At 48.3% G+C, this 22,830-nt stretch carries 15 protein-coding genes; 4 read left to right on the top strand and 11 right to left on the bottom strand.

Annotated features, from left to right (window positions below; translation table 11 throughout):
- Positions 1-99 precede the first annotated feature (99 nt).
- From GC096_RS37715 to GC096_RS37685, 7 genes are all read right to left on the bottom strand, one after another.
- The gene (locus GC096_RS37715; protein WP_171638350.1) at positions 100-1,281 is read right to left on the bottom strand and encodes a cation:proton antiporter; all 1,182 of its coding nucleotides are present in this window, start codon (positions 1,279-1,281) and stop codon (positions 100-102) included.
- A gap of 63 nt (positions 1,282-1,344) precedes the next feature.
- Entirely contained in the window at positions 1,345-1,623 is a 279-nt protein-coding gene (locus tag GC096_RS37710; RefSeq protein WP_171638348.1) for a hypothetical protein, read from the bottom strand.
- Positions 1,624-1,642: 19 nt separating this feature from the next.
- Positions 1,643-2,923, bottom strand: a complete 1,281-nt coding sequence (locus GC096_RS37705) for an ArsB/NhaD family transporter (RefSeq protein WP_171638346.1) — start codon at positions 2,921-2,923, stop codon at positions 1,643-1,645.
- A 263-nt stretch (positions 2,924-3,186) separates the two neighbouring features.
- On the bottom strand, positions 3,187-3,666 hold the full coding sequence (locus GC096_RS37700; RefSeq protein WP_171638344.1) for a hypothetical protein: 480 nt from the start codon (positions 3,664-3,666) through the stop codon (positions 3,187-3,189).
- Positions 3,667-3,767: 101 nt separating this feature from the next.
- Complete coding sequence (locus GC096_RS37695; protein WP_216626386.1) at positions 3,768-5,609, bottom strand: ABC transporter substrate-binding protein; 1,842 nt, start codon at positions 5,607-5,609, stop codon at positions 3,768-3,770.
- Between the two features lie 119 nt (positions 5,610-5,728).
- Positions 5,729-7,237, bottom strand: coding sequence for an ABC transporter permease (locus GC096_RS37690; RefSeq protein WP_171638342.1), 1,509 nt, complete (start codon positions 7,235-7,237; stop codon positions 5,729-5,731).
- A gap of 11 nt (positions 7,238-7,248) precedes the next feature.
- The gene (locus tag GC096_RS37685; protein ID WP_246303275.1) at positions 7,249-8,691 is read right to left on the bottom strand and encodes an ABC transporter permease; all 1,443 of its coding nucleotides are present in this window, start codon (positions 8,689-8,691) and stop codon (positions 7,249-7,251) included.
- Positions 8,692-8,915: 224 nt separating this feature from the next.
- Between GC096_RS37685 and GC096_RS37680 the strand changes: the two genes are divergently transcribed.
- Positions 8,916-10,649, top strand: a complete 1,734-nt coding sequence (locus tag GC096_RS37680; RefSeq protein ID WP_171638340.1) for an ABC transporter ATP-binding protein — start codon at positions 8,916-8,918, stop codon at positions 10,647-10,649.
- Positions 10,650-11,220: 571 nt separating this feature from the next.
- Entirely contained in the window at positions 11,221-12,054 is an 834-nt protein-coding gene (locus GC096_RS37675) for a DUF72 domain-containing protein (RefSeq protein ID WP_171638467.1), read from the top strand.
- Between the two features lie 310 nt (positions 12,055-12,364).
- Here the strand turns inward: GC096_RS37675 and GC096_RS37670 are convergent, their stop codons facing one another.
- Positions 12,365-13,777 carry an MFS transporter gene (locus GC096_RS37670; RefSeq protein WP_171638338.1) on the bottom strand — a complete coding sequence of 471 codons (1,413 nt, stop codon included), beginning with the start codon at positions 13,775-13,777 and terminating at the stop codon, positions 12,365-12,367.
- A gap of 80 nt (positions 13,778-13,857) precedes the next feature.
- Positions 13,858-16,176, bottom strand: coding sequence for a glycoside hydrolase family 2 protein (locus tag GC096_RS37665; protein WP_171638336.1), 2,319 nt, complete (start codon positions 16,174-16,176; stop codon positions 13,858-13,860).
- Positions 16,177-16,356: 180 nt separating this feature from the next.
- Between GC096_RS37665 and GC096_RS37660 the strand changes: the two genes are divergently transcribed.
- The gene (locus tag GC096_RS37660) at positions 16,357-17,586 is read left to right on the top strand and encodes a helix-turn-helix transcriptional regulator (protein WP_171638334.1); all 1,230 of its coding nucleotides are present in this window, start codon (positions 16,357-16,359) and stop codon (positions 17,584-17,586) included.
- A gap of 32 nt (positions 17,587-17,618) precedes the next feature.
- Here the strand turns inward: GC096_RS37660 and GC096_RS37655 are convergent, their stop codons facing one another.
- Positions 17,619-19,232, bottom strand: coding sequence for a response regulator transcription factor (locus GC096_RS37655; RefSeq protein ID WP_171638332.1), 1,614 nt, complete (start codon positions 19,230-19,232; stop codon positions 17,619-17,621).
- Positions 19,219-21,024, bottom strand: a complete 1,806-nt coding sequence (locus tag GC096_RS37650) for a sensor histidine kinase (protein WP_171638329.1) — start codon at positions 21,022-21,024, stop codon at positions 19,219-19,221. Before GC096_RS37650 ends, GC096_RS37655 begins: the two co-directional genes overlap by 14 nt.
- A 230-nt stretch (positions 21,025-21,254) precedes the next feature.
- Here GC096_RS37650 and GC096_RS37645 point away from each other — a divergent pair, with 230 nt between their 5' ends.
- Entirely contained in the window at positions 21,255-22,811 is a 1,557-nt protein-coding gene (locus GC096_RS37645; RefSeq protein ID WP_171638326.1) for an extracellular solute-binding protein, read from the top strand.
- The last annotated feature ends 19 nt before the right edge of the window (positions 22,812-22,830 follow it).

The following is a 22,830-nucleotide window of genomic DNA, read 5'->3' as shown; positions in this document are numbered from 1 at the left end:
AGAATGTGTGGCCGGATAGTCATCTGTTAGCTAGGCAGATTCTCAGGTCTCCTCATCGTGTGTGTAGGGGGATTACCGTAAATCACAGCATAAGCCTACTCACTTCACCTTCAAGACCGCAACCAACCGGCTCAAGGTCGTCCCTTGAACGAGCAATGAGAAGACCACATTGCTGAACGTCATCGCGAGCAGCAGGTCGCGCCCCTCGAACGCAGGCGACACGCCTAGCAGGAGCGCAATGGACAGGGAGCCCTTCAATCCGCCCCAGGCGATGATGGGTTTCCAAGCCGAAGGCATATCGCGGTCCATAGCGAGACTTACATATACGGCGATGAATCTAGCGAGGAGGACGATGACGATACTGCCGCCGATCTCTTGCCATTTGTCCGTGAAGTTGATGTTCGATATTTCCAAACCCACCATAAGGAAAATAAGGGCATTCCCAATGAAGGCGATGACTTCCCAGAAGGAGTCCATTTTCTCCAACGTGGTATCGGACATGCCGATGTTCTTCCCGTAAGTCCCGAGCAACAGTCCAGCGAAGACGACCGAGATTACCCCGGAGAGATGGAACATCTCTGCGATCTCGAATACGCCATAGAACAAGACGATGGATAGACCAATTTCGACGAGATAGTTATCGATGCGCGAGGTGATTCTGGAGGCTAGGAAGCCACCAAGCAGTCCGATTACCATGCTGCCAATGACCACTTTAGCAAACTCTAATGTGCCGTCAAGGAGACTGGACATGCTGAGCATCGTGGTGACTAGGGCGATTTTGAACAGGACGACGGCGACACCGTCGTTGGCTAAGCTTTCACCCTCGACGATAGTGGATAGCTTCGAGTTCAGTCCTAGCGACTTGAAGATACTGAGCACGGAAACGGGATCGGTAGCGGCCATCAAGGCGCCGAATACGAGTGCTTTTTGCAGGGAGAGACCTAAGAAAACAGAGCAGAGCACCGCTACAAGAACAAAGGTGATCAACGTGCCAAGTAAGGAGAGCAGCAGGATAGGCCGCTTGTTTTCCTTCACCTCATGAAAGTGCAGCTTGATCGCCGCATCGCCAATGAGTGCTGATAAGAAGATAAGAATAACCGTAGTTTGAAACACATGATCGGATGCAATGTAATCTTTCAACTCATCCATAGCGGGAATGGGGAGAAGTCCAAGGAGTAAACCGGCTATGACGAGCAGTGTAGGGTAGGGTTGCTTCGTTTTATCAGCCAAATAAGCAATCGCCACCGCAATGGCAAGTAGGACTAGCCAGTAGTGAATCATCTCAGTTCCTCCTCTCCCTCTCACCCAAGTGTTTCAATTATGTAAACAATGTTGCCAACTTCGCTATAGCCAAGTGACACTAGTCAAAATGCGATGCTTCATAAGAGATAGAATAAAGGCCTCGTAGTAATCCTTGCGGACAATGAATTGGTACTTATGATCGTGATAAGCGTAGAACAAGACATCGGTCATAACGTGGTTATGGTCAAAATCGTGCTGAACGTCTTTCACCCGCTGATCCATAGTCGCATCCCCGAGAACGTGAATACGAAAGTCAATATCTTGGTCGTTGGCCGTTTCACTGAGTTCGATGGCTGTCTCGTCATACGTGTACGTTAACATGGCACTTGCCTCCTTTTTCTCACATCAAATATCTGAAATAAATATAAAAGCTGGACAGAACGATCGAGATGATCATCAGCGGGAAGCCATATTTCAAATATTTCACGAAGGTGATCGGATGGCCCTCTTTTCCGGCTAAACCAGCTACGATCAAGTTTGCGCTCGCCCCGATTAACGTACCATTGCCGCCCAAACAAGCGCCCAAAGCTAGACTCCACCACAGCGGTTCTAGATTGCTCACACCCATATTACCCATTTCCTGAATCAATGGAATCATGGTTGCAACGAACGGAATGTTGTCGAGAAAAGCCGATGCAATCGCGCTCAGCCACAGAATCAGCATCGAGGTTGCGAATTCATTGCCTCCCGTTAATTCAATCGCGTGCGCAGCCAGCTGCGTAATCACGCCTGTTTCTACGAGTCCGGATACGAGCACGAAAAGACCGACAAAGAAGAAAATCGTAGGCCACTCGATACTTGCAAAAGCAGGCTCCAGCATGTGCTCACCAGTCAGGAGAAGAAGCAGAAACGCGCCGCTCAGCGCAACTGTAGCAGATTCCAAATGCAGGCTCTGATGCAGGAAGAAGCCTAGAATAGTAAGAGCCAGAACGATGAGGCATTTCCAGAGGAGCTTCCGATCCGTCAGCATGGCCTTCTCATCCATCTCCATTATGCTCTGTTGCAGCTCGGGCGTAGACTTGATTTGTTTGCTGAACAGTAGAAGGAACAATGGAATATATGCCAGCATGATAATGATGACGATCGGTGTTAAATTGGAGATAAACGCCATGAACGTGAGCTCACTCACCGCGCTGCCGATCATAATATTAGGTGGATCGCCGATCAGTGTGGCCGTACCCCCAACATTGGAGGCTAGGATTTGTGTGAAAAGGAACGGGAACGGATTTACTCGAAGCTGCCTCGTAATACTGAGGGTAACAGGGACCATGAGAAGCACGGTTGTCACATTGTCCAAAAAGGCCGAGCAGACCGCTGTGATGATCACAAGCGCGATCAATATTCTTCGCGGCTGTCCCTTGGCGAGCTTCGCTGCCTTCACCGCGACATATTTGAAAAGCCCCGTCTCCGCGGTAATGCCAACGATAATCATCATCCCGATGAGTAGGCCCAACGTGTTGAAGTCGATGTGATGCAGGGCTGTCTCTTGGCTGACGATACCAAAAACAACCATCAACACAGCGCCGATCATCGCGATAATGGTGCGGTGAATTTTCTCGGAAATGATAATCGCATAAATAAGTAAGAAGATGCCGATTGCCCAGTAAGCTTGTAATTCCACTAAATCTGCCTCCATTTAACTTTATTTCAGGATTTCCAGTATTGTCCTGAATTATGTGTGAGAGACGACCCATAGTTCCCTGAAAAAGACAAAAAGAGCCCGCTTTTGGCAGGCTCCTCCGGGTCAATCCTATATAGCGTAACTATACCTGCTCCGTTGGGAGTTGTAAAGATAAAGTCATGTCATCATGGGGCTTGTTGCGGCAGATAGCGTTATGCCATCATTCTATTTTCCTTGAAATTGTGCTAGTAACCCAAATAACGTTATGGCATAACGCTATTTACCGAATTGCTTCGTGTTAGGGGTTCGATCACGTATGTCGAACTCGCTTCAGGCGTAGCTGCCCGTTCGCCGCGCACGGCCCATCCATAGGAGAGGACGGCAGTCAGGCGTTGATGCTGCTCCGCGGTAAGAGTTGCCACGACCGCTTCGTGACCAGGTTCTAGCTGCAGCTCAGCCTCCTGACCGAAAACGACGAGAATCCAGCTGGCGATGCCGCGCAGCGTATTGTATTTGATCTGGTAGCCGTGACGAACGGCTTGCTCGAACACGGCGAGATCCTCGCTAGCGAGCTCAGTTAAGCGTGTATAGTCGAATTGGAACTTGCTTTCATCTACTGGAAGCTGCCCAACTTGGACCCGCCTAAGAAGCTCATCTGCGGAAGATTCTTGGGACTTGAGTGATTCTAGGATGAGTGCATCCCATTGCGACAGTTTAACGGGGGTAGCTTCGGGAGTTGGCATTTGGTTTCGCTCCTGTCTGTACGATGTGGTTTGTATGAAAGAGACTGCCCAACCGTCGTATCGACGATGAGGCAGTCTTCTTAGCATGTTTAGCAGTTGAATTACTTACCGGATTTGCTTGCGTTATACTTGCTCAAGAAATCCTTCACTTTAGCAGAATCTGCTTTGATTTCTAATCCCGTTTTGACAAGCGGGCTTAGTGTCGAGATTGCTTTGAACTTATTGTTCTTGTAGTAAGCAAGGAATTCGTCTTGATTGATAGAGTAAAGTACAGCTTTTCTCAAGTCAGCGCTCTTAGCAACCTCACGGTTCTTAGTGTTGAACAGCAAGTAGGAGACAGCGTTACTTGGGATGGTTTGGAGCGAAAGCTTAGTATCTGCTTTGACAACGTCGAACTTCACTTCGGACACGCCGTAGTACAAGTGAATTTCACCGCTTCTAAGCGCTGACAGGGTGGCTTCAGCATCTTTGATGAAACGAATTTTGATGGAGTCAACTTTTGGCTCGTACTTTGTCCCCTTCATATAACCAGGGTTTTTATAGAAAACTGCTTCGTAATCATTTTTGTACGACAGAATGTAAGGACCGCTTGTAGCCAACGTGTTGTTGTATTTAGCACCCTCTGTAATCGTTGCTTGGTCGCCGTACGCGATGTCTTTATTTACATCATATTTGGCTACATCGTATGTGTTGATGCTTTCAACTTGCTTCTTGGAGACGATACCCGCCGATTGATGTGCCAAGTAGTTCAAGACTTGCGGGAACGGCTCTGTCGTTGTCAATTTAACAACTTGATATTTGCCTTCTTTATTGCTTGCCTTTGTTTTATCCGCGACTAGGGATGAAATTTTGGCGTCAAGGCCTTTTTCGAGACTCGACTTGATTGTGTCGGAGCCACCGGATACTTTAACGGATTCAAGTACGGCAGGGTCAGTCACGAGTTCTACATTTTTAATATGCTCATGCAAAGTGAAAGTACGGTGATTCGGTACAGAGTTTTTGTCTTTGGCGCGATTTAGCGAGAAAATAACATCTTCAGCACCAACGCGTTCGCCAGAGTCAGCGGCTAGCTTGTTCTTAATTTGTGCAAAGTCGATATCGTCACGAAGTAAGAAGTAGTAGTCTGAATTCCCGTTGGCAATCGCAAAGTTGTGCGAAAGTGAGCCTTCAGCTGTTAGCTTGTCATCATCCGTCAAGTTGAGAAGACGAACGTACATGTTCGTGTTGATAATATTGATCGAACCGTCATTACCTTTGATCGGATCGAGGGATGTCAAAGAAGGAAGCGTTGATTGCAGAATGATCGGGTCTTTCGCACGTTTGGCCGTATCCTTGAAGTCTAGCTCTTCCCATGGAAGGGAGCGCGATTTCGAGAGGCGTACAGACTCTTTCTTCAGTACATCTTGATTGAACGCTTGTGCTTTAAGTGAGTTGTACAGCGGTGCGATGTAAGCCTTGTCTAGCACTAATTGTTGTTCGAATTTCTTGTAAGTTTCTGTGTACTGCTCTGGTGTCTGTGCTGCTGCTTGATCAATCAGCTTGTCGATTTCAGGATCGGACATGATGCTGTAGTCGCCACCTGTTTTGAAAAGGGAACGTACCGCATAATCCGGGTTACCTGTAACCGTAGTCCAGCTGGACAAGGCAGCATCGAAGTTGCCTGCATCTTGTTGCGCTTTGAACGTACCGTAATCTGGCTGGATGTTCAACTTCACGTTAAAACCGTTCTTCGTAAGCTGGTCGCGAACGATGTTAAGGTCTGTTTCGTTGGAGCTCATACCCAACAGTTCGATGTCGACAGGGGTAGTGTTGGCGGGAGCTGATGCTCCTGGTGATGGTGTTGGTGACGCAGCAGCGTCATTCTTCGTTGTGAAATTGCATCCGCTTAGCATCAAAGAGGCACCGAGGATGACGGGGATGACGACCTTGCTTTTCTTAATCATAGATTGACCCTCCTAGTAAAAGTAAGTGTATGAACGCACATTCATTCCATATTCCTTCAAGTGTATGTGTAACGAGGTCCATGGAGTAAGAATGAATATTCCAAGATGACTTGCTTGTTTTAGTCAAGCTTAGGATCCAGCGCGTCGCGTAGTCCGTCTCCAAGGAAGTTGAAGGACAGCACGAGTGCGATGATAGCCAAGCCAGGATAAATTGCCGTGTAGGCATGAGTTTCGAGATAGGAACTGCCAACCTTCAGAATATTACCCCACTCGGGGATATGCGGTTCAACGCCGAGTCCGAGGTAGCTCAAGCTGCTTGTTGAGATGATGGCTCCACCGACGGTCAACGTAGATTTAACGATCATTGGTGCAATGGAGTTCGGGATAATATGTCTGAGCAAAATGATATAATCGCCAGCGCCGAAAGCGCGCGCCGCTTGTACATATTCAAGTGTAGAGACGAGCAACACGTTGGCTCTCATGGTCCGAGCGTACGTTGGGATGGCCCCGACGCTCAGTGCGATGATGAGATTGACCGTGCTGGCACCGAACGCCGCGATGATCGCGATGGCAAGCAGGATGCCTGGAATGGCGTACAAGATATCAAGCGCTCGCATGATGAGATTGTCCGTACTTCGTCCGTAGTAACCGGATATCGCTCCCAGTGAGCCTCCGATAATGACGGGGATCAACGTGGAGAGGATACCGACGAAGAGCGAGATGCGTGCACCGAATACGATCCGAGAGAACAGGCATCGGCCAAAGTTGTCCGTACCAAGCGGATAGGTAAGGCTTGGCGATTGCAGGATAGCTCCGTAGTTATTATCGATCGCCATCCCGTAGTCGAACGTTAAGTAGCTGCACAACGAGATTGAAATAAGAAAGCCGATGAACCACAGACCGAGCATAGAAGTAGAACTGCGAGACAGCCGGTCAACAACCTCATTTAATTTCGTGCCGGACGAACCATCTCTGTTCTTAAGTTTGGACATCAACAGGATGCCAAGCGCTAGGGCGAACACATTGCCCGTTAGAGCAGTTACAAGCAGCAGTACCGCGACGACCCACATCCACTTGGGCATAAGCTGGTCATCTGCATATCGGGAGATCAGAAGAAGAGCAAGTAATTGAACGGCTCCCGCGACTAAAATGAGGCCCATACCCGGTACGAATAAGTTGGATACATACGGCTTGAAGACGTTTAGAGCTGAGACAGCGAAAACGAACAAGGTCGTCAATAATGCGTAGAACGAGAGAATATATGCGGCATTCTTCTTGCGTTTGATGAGCTGAAAGGCAGCTGTGACGATGAAAATATTCGCAGTCAGCAAGCTGAGCAATAGCAGGTAGCCTAACCATCGAGTGGCGCGGCGGATCTCACCATGCTGAAGCAGATCTCTGCGGATCAAAGCCATTGTTCCTAGTTGAAGAAGTGCAAAGACCAAATACGAGACAAAGGCAGCGAACACGGCTGAATGCACAGCGAGGTGAGCTCCTTCGAAGCTGTTGATCAACAATACCAGGGCCAAGCTTAGGGAGGCGATCCCCGCAAAGCTGGCTTGTCCGTATTCGGAGCAGGTACGTAATCTGAAATGAGTGTCCTGTTTAGTAAGTATCGGTTTGGTCACGTTGTCACCTGCTAGTATTGTTTCATTTTGGAACGGATTCTTGGATCAAAAAAGGCATATAAAATGTCAATGACGACATTGACGATAGAGATTGTGATGGCCGTATAGACCACGCCACCCATAATTGCGGGAATATCGGGAATGAACTGCTTGTCCACGATATAGCTCCCAATCCCGTTGATATTGAAAACCTTCTCTGTCACAGCCGCTCCGCCGAGCATGGCACCGAACTGAAGTCCGATGACCGTAATGATCGGGATTAGCGCATTACCCACGGCGTGCTTCCAAAGTACCTGGCCGCGAGATAACCCTTTGGCCCGGGCTGTCGTAATATAATCCTCGTGGATGACCTCCAGTGTAGAAGAACGCGTCATCCGGGCGACGGCCGCTGTAAGTCCTGTTCCTAATACGACAATCGGCATGATCATCGTTAAGGCATTGTTCGGATTATACGTAGCTGGGAGCCAATGCAGCTTGATTGAGAAATTCAAGATGAGGACGAGCCCTTGCCAGAAGTTAGGGATCGACAATCCAATCAGTGCAATCAACATGAACGTATAGTCGAAGAAAGAATTCGGCCGAGTGGCAGATACCAACCCGATCGGCAGCGCGATCAGTACCGCTACAATCGTGGAGATGACGGTTAGTGTCAGCGTCACGGGAAACTTCGCGGCGATGGAGGTAGTGACGTCTTCACTTCCCGCAAACGACTTGCCTAGATCGAATGTCAGAATACCTCGGAACGTATGCCACAGCTGAACCAGATAAGGCTGATCAAGCCCGTAAAGCTGATTAAACTTGGCAATCTGCTCGGCTGTAGCCGTTTCCCCGATAATGTTGGCGGCAGGATTCATGGGCGACAGATAGAGAATGGTAAAGACCAGAAAGGCGACGCCAAAAATGACGAAAACGGTCATCACGAGCCGTTCAGCGATATATTTGAAATAGGCGTTGTTATAAATCAACATAAGAATGTACATGAGAACACCGGGAATAATGGATATAGCGAGAAAAGCCGGGTGCCGGATCAACTGGGTGAATGTATCGGCATAGGTAGTCTGCGACTTGCCATTCCCATCTTGCTCAGCATCAAGGTGACGCAATAACGCCTCCCTGAACTTGATCGCCGTGATCTGATTAGCTTCACGATCCAGCTTCTCTGGTGCCACGGTCTGACCGAAAAATCGGTGCTTGCGTTCAAGTTGTTCTTTCGCCTCCTTGAACAGCTGATCTCGATATCCGGAGGAAGTCCATTGCTGTTCTAACTTGTCCAACTTAGCCTTGTGCATACTCTTCTTCTTATTGGACAGGTAAACCACATAGACGATTAGATGCAAGGGAGCCCCCGCCAGCAGTAGCAGAAAGCGATAAGTAGGATGCAATAGCATTTTGGAAAAAATGTTCCCGAGTCGGTCGACTAGAGGTGAATCCATAGCTGAAGTGTGCCCGGTCAAGTTCGTATGCTCCTTTGTCGGTCGTTTATATTGCATTATTCCGATCGATATAGTAGATTTTAAGAGTGGCAGCTGAAAATGTCAATAATGGTCGAAAAATAGTTTATTTTATTCGAATTATATAATTTTTTTATCGTTGCGATATAATTAACTTATATTTTAACATGTATTTACGAATGATAGAAACTTTCTTTTCAAGTTTATCCCAACTCAAAGGTGATTATATGACATCCATTTTAGAAGTGAAGCAATTGTCTGTCTCTTTCTACACACGAGATAAGGAAGTTGAAGCGGTTCGTAACGTAAGCTTCTCTGTTCGCGAGGGAGAGACGCTGGGAATCGTGGGCGAATCCGGCAGCGGGAAGAGCGTTACAGCACGTACAATCATGAGGTTACTGCCATCACCTCCTTCGATGGTGAAGGGGGGAGAGGTTCTCTTCCAAGGACAGAACCTCGCTGATAAGTCAGATCTCGAGATGGAGCATATTCGCGGTCGCGATATCGGCATGATCTTCCAAGATCCGATGTCCTCTCTGAACCCAACGATGCGCATCGGTCGACAAATTGAGGAGAGTTTGATCAAGCATCGAAAGCTTGGCAAGGATGAAGCACAGCGGGAAGCGATTGAGATGCTGAAGCTAGTTGGGATCCCCCACCCAGAAGCACGCTACTTACAGTATCCCCATGAGTTTTCCGGTGGTATGCGTCAACGCGTAATGATTGCGATCGCGCTTGCTTGTCGACCATCGCTGCTTATTGCGGACGAGCCGACGACTTCGCTTGATGTCACCATTCAGGCGCAGATTTTGCACCAGATGAAGGAGATTCAGCGCAAGCTGGGCACCTCCATTATCTTGATTACGCATGATCTAGGTGTCGTAGCCGGCATGTGTGATCGGGTCGTAGTCATGAAGGATGGCGAAGTCGTGGAGACGGGCACGACGGAGGAGATTTTCTCTGCTCCGAAGCATCCCTACACGGTGCGTCTACTGAACGCACTGCCAAGGCTTGATGAGAAGAAGAAACCTAAACTCGTTTCCTCTGTCACTCGCTCAGCAGATGATCGCCCCTTGCTGGAGGTACGGTCGCTTAGACAGCATTTCAATCTAGGCAAAGGCCAGATCATCAAAGCGGTCAACGATGTTAGTTTTGACATCCGTGCTGGGGAGACACTAGGCGTAGTAGGAGAATCAGGCTGTGGCAAATCCACCACAGGTCGGACCATCTTGCGGTTAAACGAAGCGACAGGCGGAGAGGTGCTGTACAAGGGGATTTCGCTCAACCGCTTAAACCGCAGGGAAATGAAGACGATGCGGCGCTATATGCAGATGATCTTCCAAGATCCGTATGCTTCTCTGAACCCGCGTATGCGTGTTGCCGACATTATCGGCGAGGCGTTGGACCTCCACCGCATGACGAGCAGCAGGGGGGAACGGCAGCATCGGATCGAAGAACTGCTTGAGATGGTCGGTCTCAGCCCATCTCACGCGATGCGCTATCCGCATGAGTTCTCTGGCGGGCAGCGACAGCGGATCGGCATCGCCCGAACACTGGCCGTCGAGCCAGAGTTTATCGTTTGCGACGAACCGTTGTCGGCGCTGGATGTTTCCATCCAGGCGCAGATCGTCAAGCTGCTGGAGGAACTGCAGCAGAGGCTGGGGCTAACGTACCTGTTTATCGCTCACGACCTATCGATGGTCAAGCATATCAGTGACCGCGTAGCCGTGATGTACAAGGGCAAGATCGTTGAACTCGCAGAGAGCGAAGAATTGTATGCGAACCCGATGCACGCGTACACTAAGTCGCTGCTCGCGGCGATTCCGGTTCCTGATCCGGCGGTGGAGTCGCGTAAGGCGTTCGTGCCGCTCATTGATTCGTCGATACAGGATCCGTACGGACTGGAGCGGTCGCGGTTTGTTGAAGTAACGCCAGGCCATTGGCTGGCTGTGAATGAATGATAACGCGCGTCCCTTCATGGGGGGACGCGCTTTTTTGACATATAAGAATTTTGGGTAAGCGAATCTTTCCCCTTTAGTTCATGTATAATCAAACTTCACTTTAACTGATTTCGGCTTTCCCACCGGCTAAATGGAAAACATACAGTTAATTATTGCAAATCCCTCCAAATTCCACGATTAGATGGAATTTATGTGGTTAAATCATCGAATTTTATCAGTATTCTGTTGAAATCTGGAAATTACATGGATAATTTCCAGTTAAATCACGGAAACACGAATTAGACGTGAAATTAGCTGTACAAAATACAGTTACTCTAGTGTTTAGTCCACGGCTGCCCACATTCCCTGCACGAGAGAGGAGCGCTAACGTGGCTGCCATATACAAAAAGGGACGTACTTCTCAAGTACAGTCCCTTTTCTTATATTTCTCTATAACGCTCACGTCCTTGAAGGACGGCGGAGGCGTTTTTTCCACGATAGTGAGCGTGTATTTCTTGGGAATGGTGCGCGAGGATGATATGATAGATGAACGAATGCCTTTAACAAAGTGATTGTGCACGGGGTGATAATAGTGATCAACATCGGTTTGGCTGGTTGGGGTGACCATGACTTGGGCGGGAGCAAAGGGAAGCTCGTGACATACGGCGCTCATTTCCCGATCGTGGAGGTAGATACCTCCTTCTACGCCGTACAGCCTGAACGTAATTATGCGAAGTGGGTCCAAGAGACACCGGAGAATTTTGGGTTTATTATCAAGGCATACCAAGGGATGACTGGCCATCTACGGGGAGAGAATCCTTTTGCCGGTGGGGCAGACCAGATGTACGAGGCGTTCTTACAGTCGATTCGACCGGTTCAGGAAGCAGGGAAGCTGAAGGCGGTGCTGTTTCAATATCCACCTTGGTTTGCGTGCAACAAGGCGAGTGTGGATGTGATTCGCGAGGCGAAGGCGAGAATGGGCGATGTGCCGCTAGCGCTGGAGTTCCGCCATCAGAGCTGGTTCACGGAGGACATGCGCGACAAGACGCTGGCCTTCATGAAGCGCGAGGGCTGGATGCACAGCATCTGCGATGAGCCGCAGGCGGGAATTGGATCGGTTCCGATCGTCTTGGAGACGACGCATCCAGACATGACGATGGTGCGCTTCCACGGACGCAATGTTGGGGGATGGGTGCAGACGAACGAAGCAAACTGGCGCGATGTGCGGTATCTGTACGACTACAATCCGCAGGAATTGTTGGAGTGGAAGGTGAGGTTGCTCCGCTTGCAGGAGCAGACGCGCGAGGTTTGCATCATTTTCAACAACAACTCAGGTGGACATGCAGCCGGGAATGCGAAAACATTGATGAGCATGCTGGGCTTAGACTACGAGGGGCTCGCGCCGAGGCAGTTGGATTTGTTCTAATAGGTTGCGAGGTTGGGCTTCTGTCGCGGAATTGTCGAAGTGGGTGCTGTTTGGCCTCGGCGACTTTTGATACAATGGGATGTATGAGTAGATATAAGGGGCGTGTGCTAGGTGGTTGGTGCAATTATTGGAAGTGTCATTGCCATTATTATTGTGATTGGGCTAACGATTTGGATTACGAAGAAGGCTTATTCGCGTAAATGGGAAGATGATGAAACGGATTTATAGCATGAGGAAGCAGGAATGCCCTTGTAGGGAACACTTTGTTAGCGTGTTCATCTACAAGGGCATTATTTGTAAAAATCCGAGATTACATGTACTCACCGCGCTTCGCAGCCAAGTCGGTTGCCAACGTAAGTGTACGCTGTTTATTTAACGGATAGACGAATACGAGCATGATGAAAATCGCGAAGAATACAATGCACGGCACCAAGGTGCCTAAGCGGTAAATGCCATCCAGCGCAGCCTGTGTTTGCTTAGGAAGTACGGAATCGTAGCCCACTGCGGCAATCGCGAAGCCGCCAATACCACCAGCGATGGCTTGCCCTAATTTACGAGCGAAGGAGTACACGGAGTAGACCGTTCCATCTTCGCGCATGCCTGTCAGGAATTCGTGGTAGTCAATGACATCGGTTACAAATGCCCATACAACGAGGTTGAAGAATGCGAAGCCGAATGTTCCTAATGTGGATATGCCAATGAACTGCATCGCTGTTAAGCCTGGAAGGAAGGCAAGGACAAGATTCACGATAGCGGCAAGGAGCATGCCGGCAGCGGCGATTTCTTTTTTACCAAATTTAGCGACTAATGGTTTAGCCATTGGAATGGCAATCAAGATTACAACAACTTGAACAAGTCCGACGATACTCAGAGAGGATGCGCTTCCAAAATAGTCTTTAAACAGATAAACGTTAACCGCGCCAGTTAGCATATTCAACATCATGAACATCAGTGAGATGGCTAGAATCGAGAGTAATGGTTTGTTTTTGCCTAATGCTTTCAAGGTTACCTTGATATTCGTATTCTTCTCTTGTGCTGCTGATGTCGTGATGCGTTCCGTAGACATGGTATAACAAGCCAAATAACAAGAAATGGATAGGATACCGAAGAGGATGGCACCCATCATGAAGTGGTTCGCATCAGCTTTGTTATTCACGAATAGAACCAGCGGTCCAACCACATTAATAATCAAGCTGGCGAACAGTCCGCCCATCGTTCTGAACGTAGACAAGCTAGTACGCTCAACAGGATCACTCGTGATGAATGAGGCCATGGATCCGTAAGGAATATTGACGGTGCTGTAGAGGGTTCCCCAGAGAATATAGGTGATGAAGGCATAAGTCAGATAGAAGCCATTCGACATGCCAGGAATATGAACGAACATAAGCACACCGGATACGACCAGAGGGAATGACATTCGCAGAATCCAAGGTTTAAATTTACCATGCTTACTCGCCTTGCGCGTATCAATAAATCGGCCCCAAGTTACATCCGCAACCGCGTCCCAAATACGAGCTACGAGGAAGAGGAGACCAACAGTCGCCGCACTGATGTGGAAGATATCGGTGTAGTAGACCATGAGAAAAGAACTCACTAGTATGAAAAAGAAATCGTTTCCAAAATCCCCGAACAAGTACCCGATTTTATCACGCATACCAAACTTCCTTGACTCGCTAACGGCTGCTTCGATGTGTTGCTTGTGTACATTCGTCATGGTGCTCATAGGTTATTCCTCCAAGTGGACAAGGTGGTATACAAGAAGAGGGGCGAAGGCCGCCCCATCTATACGGTTATTAATAGGAACTAATGCGTACCGATTTCGGATTGTTTCCGGATTTGTGTCAACTCTTTATTCAGTGCATATAGCAGTGTTTCGTTGAAAATGTCGCCTGCCAGCGAAGCCAGCATATCAATTTTCATCGCTTGTGCCATGCCGAACATCGGATGCTCCGAGAAGTTGCCCAAATATTTCTCAAGTACCGCGCGCGCTGCGTCGTTCTCCATCATTTCGCCCATGGAACAGCGAGTCGAGTAGACGTCATCGGTGATAACAAGCTCTTCGACTTGCATATCACCAAGATCAGGAACTTGGAACCAGTTCTTGACGATGCCGCCTTTTTCTTCTGGCGCTTCATAGCTTGGGTTAGCAACAGCTACTTTGTTGAAGAAGGCTGTATCTTCGAACGTCTGACCATCTTGGTGGGCGATAACGGTGATCTCATTGTGGCCAGCAAGAAGGGCTATGTTGTTGAAAAGGAAGATTCGATTCTCGCTTGATTGCGAAGCTAATTCCGTACCGTTTACATAAAGCGTAACCGTGTCACAGTTGGTGTAGACTTTCACGTTAATCGCGTCATCTGCGCGGTCAATATAGCGTTTGCTTGCGATATGAACGAATTTCTCATCGGACCAGTTCGCTTTGTACATGTAGAAGGCATCTTTCTTAATCTTGCGATCGTAAGTGACTAAGCCTTTGTTGTTACGGCCTTTCACGCCGCCTTCGTCCCGAATGTTAGCGCCGAAATCGAACATATTCCATACATACGTTGCCCACAGGAAAGGACGTTTGGCGAAAATATCCCACACGATTTCATGGTACAGCGCATGGTATTCTTCGGTATAATCTTTCACCTTCGGATCATTGCTGTGGTATTGAATAATCCCTTCAGCCCCGTATTCGGAGATCCCAAGCTTCGCTGTCGGGTTCGTTTGGCGGAAGCCATCAATCCACGCGGCAAAATCCTCCGCTTTCCCGTTGTACCAGCCATAGTATTTGTTATAGCCAATAATGTCAGTTGTCCGGTTGTAGTCGTCGTTATCCTCAACGAACATCACGTTCGCCATCGTCGTCAAACGCGTAGGATCTTCTTGCTTCGTTAACTCGTTCAATTCATTGACGAGCTTGCGAAGCGCAGGTGTATCGCCGCCGATTTGGATCTCATTCTGGATGCCCCAGAACATGATGGACGGATGGTTGAAGTTTTGGCGGATCAATTCGATCATCTGTTGCTTGGCATTGATGCCTTCTAGTTCGGTTTTGGACATGATCGAAATGAACGGGATCTCGGCCCACACGACCATCCCCTCTTGATCGCATAGGTTGTAGAAATGTTGATCATGCTGGTAATGGGCCAAACGAATGGACGTTGCACCCACTTCTTTGATTAGCGCCATATCTTCTTCATGTTGTTGTGGTGTAATCGCCCAGCCCATATCTTTGCGATCCTGGTGACGAGAAACCCCATTCAAGGCCAGATGCTCACCGTTTAAGAAGAAGCCTTTGTCCGCATCGACTTCATAATAGCGCACACCAAACGGAATGCTTAGCGCATCAATCGTATCGTTATATGAGATCAAGGACATTTGGGCGTTATATAGATAAGCATTCTTGCGACCGTTCCAGAGCGTTGGATTCTTGATCACGACTGGCACTTCAACGACTTGTGTTTCGCCAGCGGCTAGCACCACTTCTTTGGCTGCATAACCCACATGCTGACCAGCTGCATTGAGGATATCCACCCATAGTCTTACTTTTTTATCTGCAGCTTCATCATTCGTTAGGTTAGATTTGATCGTAAGAACGGCTTTTTCATGGCTAACGTCCTCTTGAATGACATAGACACCCGTGGAACCGTAATCCAGCAGGTCAAAATGGACCGGGCTAGCAATGATCATGTTCACATTCCGGTAAATACCACCGAAGAACGTGAAATCAGCCATTTGCGGGTAGACATCGTCCACAACCGTGTTGTCGACTCTCACGCTAAGTATATTTTCAGCACCGATGGTGATCACGTCCGTCATATCAAAACGGAAGGTGGAATAGCCGCCGCGATGCTGTCCCAAATGTTGACCGTTTACATAAACGTCGGTGATACTGTTGGAACCTTCGAACTCAATGAATACGCGATTGCCATGTGCCGCTGTACTAACGAAGAAGCTTTTGCGATACCAACAAGCTCCTTTGTAAAAATCAAATCCGTTCGCGCCGTCAATCGCATTCCATGTGTGGGGGAGGTCGATCGGTTCCCAATTGCTCGCATCCCAAATAACATCATTCGTAACGGCGATATCTTGTTTGCTGAAAGACCAAGATTGGTTCATATTTATAAGTTGTCTCATGGATAGATCCCATCCTTTTGTGAGTTTATGGATTACATAAAGTTGAAAACGATTACAAATCTATAATAAATGATTTACCTTGTTTGAGATCGCACGATTTTGATTCGATTAGCACGGGTATTGCTTCTTGTCTTGAGGCGGATTTATACTAAGGGTATTCATAAGAAGGGGATGAGCTAGTTGGGAGATGGTCATTTTGATCTACAAGCCCTTAATAAAACCTTGCAGTTGCTGCACCATTTTATTAAGTTGGATGTCCGATTTATTGACTCAGAGGATCAGGTTGCTATTCAACTGGTGGACCATCAGCTTCCCGCTGTGATTCAGTCAGTAGGCCGTGCGTACCCGGAACTACAAGGGATTGTACAAGGGTTAAGTCCTACGAGTTGCTTTTATTACATCAATGAGGTTGGACTTGAATATCTTGCGGTGGGTGTATGGCGGGAACAGACCTATTGCGGATTCGTGCTAGCGGGACCTTTCCTTTCAAGTATCCCGAATGCGGATTTTATAAGTGATGTCATTGTGAAAAGCAATCTGCCGATCAGTGAGCGCAAGCAGCTGCAATCTTTTTACCAATCCTTATCGTTTATGAGCAGTAATGACTCCAACATGATGGGGGATTTCATTGTCAATCTATGTGCACATCCGCATGCAGACAGCCAATTGGTCAGTCCAGCTATCATTCCGCCCGTTCTTCGTAAAGAGGAGCAAGAGAGTCAAATCGCGGAGAGTATCTCTGTGATTGAGCTGCGCTATCGCTATGAGAAAGAGATGATGGATGCAGTCGCAAGGGGACATACAGAGGAAATTCGTCGGATAACCGCAGAAATAGGAAGCCATTTTAATCTCCCGGATCGCATTCCAGAGAGCCCAATTAGGTCAACGAAAAATTTACTGATTACACTCAATACCTTATGCCGGATTGCCGCCGAGAAGGGTGGCCTGCATCCGGTTTATGTACATAATATATCGGAGAAATTCTCGATCACGATTGAGAGGTCGACGAATCTGCCGCAGTTGAAGAAATTAACGGCGGTTATCATCGAAGAGTACTGCGAGGCTGTACATGTCTATTCCACGAAGAGCTATAGCAGTATTGTGAAAAATGCGGTCAATCATATCGATTTAAATTTGCAAAAGCCTCTGACCTTGCAGCAGATTGCCGCACATATTCATGTCAATGCTTCGCATCTTTCAAGGAAGTTTAAGCAGGATGTCGGCATAAATCTGATCGATTATATCAATCTGAAACGGGTGGAAGCTTCTAAGATTTATTTGCTAAGAGGCAACATTCCAATTACGGAAATTGCTTTCATGGTGGGCTTTAATGATCTTAATTATTTTGCAAGAGTGTTCAAAAAGTGCACGGCCATGACGCCTTCCCAGTACATACTCGCTAATAGATAAGCGGCAGATTGTAGGCCAATCCGCTGCTACGGTTACTCATGCTGCACCCGTCGGTAATCCGAAGGCGTCACGCCAGTTTCTCTTTTGAAAATCCGATTAAACGAACGGTAATTCTCGAAGCCGATGGACTCGGCGATCTCAAACGTCTTCTGATCCGTTGTCAGGAGCAACAGCTTGGCCTTCTCCACGCGCATGCGGGTCAAGTACTGAACGAAGCTTTCGCCGGTCGTTTTCTTAAACATGCTGCTGAAATAAGGCACGCTGTAATTGATCGATTCTGCCAGCTCTTCCAGCTTGTACGGATAGCTGAGATCCTCGTACATCTTCTGGATCATACGGGAGATCGAGGCGTCGATCGTCTTGCCATCACCCTGCAGTTTCTGCAGGTTACGGAAGAAAAGGAACGTCGTTTCATGCACGGCGTGGAACGTTTGACATTGTTCAAGCTTCTTGCGGAACGCCGCCTCTAGCTCCACGGCTTCTTCGGAATCAGCCGTGAAATGGCTAATATCCAGAAATACACGCAGATATAAGGATTTGATCTGCTCCGGCTCCCAACGCTGTTCCATTGCTTGCCGGAAGAAGGAGTTGCGCTCCTGCTCCAGGGCGGCTGCGCTGCGAAGCGGCTCTAGCAGAGCCTGCTTCAAGATCTTCACCCAGAGCCGACTATAATTCTCTGGGATGTGTTGAAACGTGACCATCTCGGCCCAAGCGGATCGCGAGACGGTCATATTGCACTGATAGAAGAACGGATAGGCAGCTGTCACCAACTTCTTCAGCTCCGCCAGCCGTTCTCCCATGCCATGCTCGATGCGGAATTCCAGCGTGAGCGGGTTCATTTTCAGATAAGCCGTAAAGGACTGGATGATCTGTTCAAGGAGCGGCTCTCTTTGGGAGGCGTTGCCCTCTGGCGCATAGATCGCAAAGAACCGCCCTTTATCCAAGGCGATGACTTTATGCGCCCCACGGGCCGTGAGCAGCTCTTTCAAAACGTTGACGCCGGCGAACTGCCAGAGCTTCAGCTCCTCCTGCTGATCAATCGAAAACCGCAGCGAGCTTCGGTCGAGTTCCAGCAGCAGCACATGAAAGTTTCCGCTGGCTACGGGAATACGGGCTGCTTCCAAGCTCTGGAGCCAATCAGACTCAGCGTCCGATGATCGTAGCATATCGAGAAAGGTACTCTGCTCAATCTCCATTTCGTTCGAACGGACCTTTTGTTCTAGGAGCATCTGCTTCTCCCGAGTTTCATCTAATGAAACCGCCTGCCGGGCAAGCCCCTCCATGGTGCGGGCAAGCAAATCGGGATCAGAGAGGCAGTCATCTTTGATTAAATAGGCGTCGGCCTTTAACTGAATGGCTTGTTGCGCATAGTGGAAGTCTTGGTGACACGTTAAAATGATCATTTGCGGCATCGCTGCACCGCTTTTTTCGATTTCGTGGAGCATCTCCAGCCCGTTCATCCCAGGCATCGTAATATCTGTCACGATCATCTGCGGCTTATGTTGTAAAAAGAGTTCAAGGCCCTCGAGTCCATCCTCCGCTTCACCAACGAGTGCGAACTTGTCGCTGTGTCCCTCGATCATGTGTCGAAAAACGGTTCTTGCCGGTATTTCGTCCTCAACTAATAGCACTTTATAGCTGCTCATGCTGCACCTCCTTCAAACGTACGGTATCCGGGGGAAGCAGGAAACGAATCAGCAAGCCTGTATCGCCTGGAGAGAATAATTCCATCTGCGCTTCCTTACTGAACATCAGCCTCATACGTAACCAGACATTCTTGAGACCGATATTTTCGCCCAATTGTTCTTGCTGCATGTGCACGCGCAGCTTCTCCAGCTGAGTCTCATCCTGACCAATCCCATCGTCTTCAATTTCAATAACGGTATAAGCATCATCAGACCGCGTATACACGCGAATGTGAATGTGGCCTTCAGCCCTTTTTTTCGGTAAAATCCCATGAAACACGGCATTTTCAATGAGTGGTTGCAAGCTTAGCTTAGGGATGTACATGGCCTCCAGCGGCGGTGCGATGTCGAAATGAAGCTTGGTCTGATATTTGTATCGCATATTCAATAAACCGACGTAATCCTGCAGATAGTCCAACTCCTGCTGCAGCGGCACATTCTGATCATAATTTTCCATGCTGTAACGCAGCAAGGAGACGAATTTCCCCATCAGCGTATTAATATTGTCGTAATCCTTCAGCATAGCAAACATGCGAATGGTATTGAGTGTATTGTACATAAAATGCGGATTAATCTGCGACTGTAGCGCCCTGATCTCCAGCTTGCGCTTCATATCCTCGGATTCCTGTTGCTCGGAGAGCAAGTCTTGAATACGGACAGCCATCGCATTAAGCATGCGTCCTAAATCGCCGATTTCATTATTGGCAAAATAGGTGACGCGGGCATCGAAGTTCCCTTTTTTGATCGCATCGACCTGACGTTTGACCGCCTGCAGAGGGCGATATAATTGGTAGCCGAAGCCCATGACGGAAAGCCCGCCCACCGTGACAAGCGCAAGGAGGAAATAAGTAACGGTCTTGCGAATGATGTCAGCGCTTTGCGTCAACTCACGTGATGGAATTTCGGAGATGACAATCCATTTATCATAGGTTTTCGTTTGCTTTACGGAAATGATGGACGTGTCCATCTCGAATTGTGTCGGTTTCCCTAAGGAGATCCAATGGTCTAAGATACCACGGGTACGGACGTTATCTTGGCTGCGCTCTAGCTTGCTGGTTGTGGCAATGGTAACGCCACTCTGTGTTAGGAGCGATACGGAGCCGAGCGAGCCAAGCTGAATATTCTCGATTTGCTGCTGAAACTGCGCATTATTCATTGAAATCAGAAGTACCCCACGCATGTCCTCGTAGACTTCGAAAGGGATACGGCCGATATAGTAGGTTGAGTTTTGCAGTATTTTTAAATCCGGGTGTGAGCTCTTATCCAGAAACATGCTGGATGGGCCTTTGGCCAGAAACTCTTGGATCAAGGGTTTGAAAGGTGAGTTTTCCAAAGTTGAGGGAGCCTCATCCGATGATAAGACTTCGCCGGTAATGTTGGAGTACACCTGCAAGCCTTCGACATTGCCGATCACGGCGGAAGCGGTGCTGAGGACCGAGATGAGATCCTTTTTGCGGACGACCTCTTCGAAATATTGGGAGGAGGGCGACACCAGTGCGCTTTGGATCGATGAAATGCGGGAATACTGCTCACTAAGCTCTCGGAACCTCGACATCGTCAGTTCAATGCGGTCCACGACTTGATTGACGAGCTGGGCATTCAGCCGATTGACCTGTTTTTCCACTGTTGAACTGGAGACGGATATGGAGATATAGGACAATACAATCAGCGGGATGATGGAGACAGCCAGCATGACTAGAATCATTTTGATATAAAAGCTACGGGTTAGAAAACCGAAGAAGGGCAACATCATGGTGCTCATCACATCCGTTTGGCATAGTTGATCTCCCTCCGTCCGGGTCGGGGGGTCTTTGTATTTGAATTATAGTACAAGGGGAGTATGGGGGATAGCGCTTCGGACGGTTATCTTAAAAATGGTGACACTTTCACTTGTTTTCGACATGTTCTTGCTTCCTTATGATCTTCTATAATTCAAAATGTACCACATACGACGCGTCAGTAAAAACGAAAAGGGGAATATACATGACTAGTAAAAAAACGCTTGTACCCGTTCTCGCGGCTACATTGCTCTTGGCTTCTGTGGCAGCAGGCTGCTCTAGCAATTCGAAGACACCAGCCAGCACGGCCCAGGGCTCGCAATCACCCGCTGCCTCAGCAGCGCCTACGACGATTAAAGCGATGACCATTTTGTTCGGCAACCCGCCAGCGACAGACAACAATAAGGCGAAAGAGGATCTGGAGAAAAGAGGTAACGTGAAGCTTGACGTTACGTTTGTTCCGTCCGAAGCCTACAAAGATAAGCTTTCTGTTGCAGTCTCAGCGGGAGATTCCTATGACTTGCTTTTGATGGATGGCGGTAAGGACGACAAATTTACTAATTTGGTCAAAATGGGTGCGTTCCATGACCTTACCCCTTATTTGAACAATACCAAAAATTTAAAACTGATTGATCAGGCCGTGTGGAACAACTCACAAGTCAAAGGGAAGGCATACGGGATTCCAAGACCACGCGGTATATACGGTGGCGGAGATGGCAACCTGATCATTCGGAAAGACTGGTTGGATAAATATAACTTACCTGTGCCGAAAACGATGGACGAGCTGACCAAAGCGCTTCAAGTGTTTAAGGAAAAAGATCCGGCTGGCGGCGGCAAAACGATTCCGCTTTCGGTCAATGGTGTAGATGCGATCGGAACGCCAGGTCCATTTGCGGGTACGAATCCAATGCAATTTGCTTTCGGTGTACCTAACGTATGGAAGCTGGATAACGGTAAAGCGGTTCGGGATTTCCAAACCCCAGAGTACAAAGCGTACCTCGATTGGTTGCAGGGCGCTTGGAGTAAAGGCTTGATTGACAAGGATGCGCCGGTTTTGAAAAACCAGCAGCAGGTACGAAGCAAATTCCTGGCGGGTGTAGCTGGTGTTTTTGCTGGCAATGCGAGTGACTTAACCGAAACCAATGTGGCTAAACTGAAACAAGTTGACCCGAATGCGGAAATCGCCATCATTGACCTGTTAGAGGGCCCAAGTGGTAAAAAAGGCGTTAACGTGAGCGGCGGTTATTACGGGCTTTGGGTAATTCCGAGCTCGGTGCCAAAAGATAAAGTTCAAAAAATCGTCGACTTCCTGGATTTCAGCGCTTCTGAAGAGAACGCAGCATTCGCGAAAACCGGCGTACTCGGGCTGCATGCCAGTGAGCTGAAAGATGGCGTTGCCGTTCAAACGGACGAGCAGAAGAAGCAATTTGATCTAGATAAACCATCGCAATTTGTTCTCGAAAACAAAGCCGATCCTTACACGTATGCAACTGCGAAGGATCAAGCGATTTTGAAGGTTCAAAAGGCATCGTTGGATATTATCAGCAAAGCCGGTATTGTCAATCCATTCCTGAGTTATAATTCGCAGGTTGCCAGCAAAAGTCCAGACAGCTACAAAAAAATGAGCGCTGTCATGACGAAATACGTCCTGGGCGAGTCCAAATGGGACGATGTTCAGAAGGAAGTGGATGCTTGGACGAACGGCTTAGGCGGACAAATCACGCAAGAACTGCTCGATCAATATAACGAAGATCATAAGTAAGACGGAGTAGGGGGCGCGG

This window comes from Paenibacillus plantarum, assembly GCF_013141695.1.
GTDB classification, from domain to species: domain Bacteria; phylum Bacillota; class Bacilli; order Paenibacillales; family NBRC-103111; genus Paenibacillus_E; species Paenibacillus_E plantarum.
Note: the sequence above shows the minus strand (reverse complement) of the source record. Positions and strands in the feature narration are given on the sequence as shown.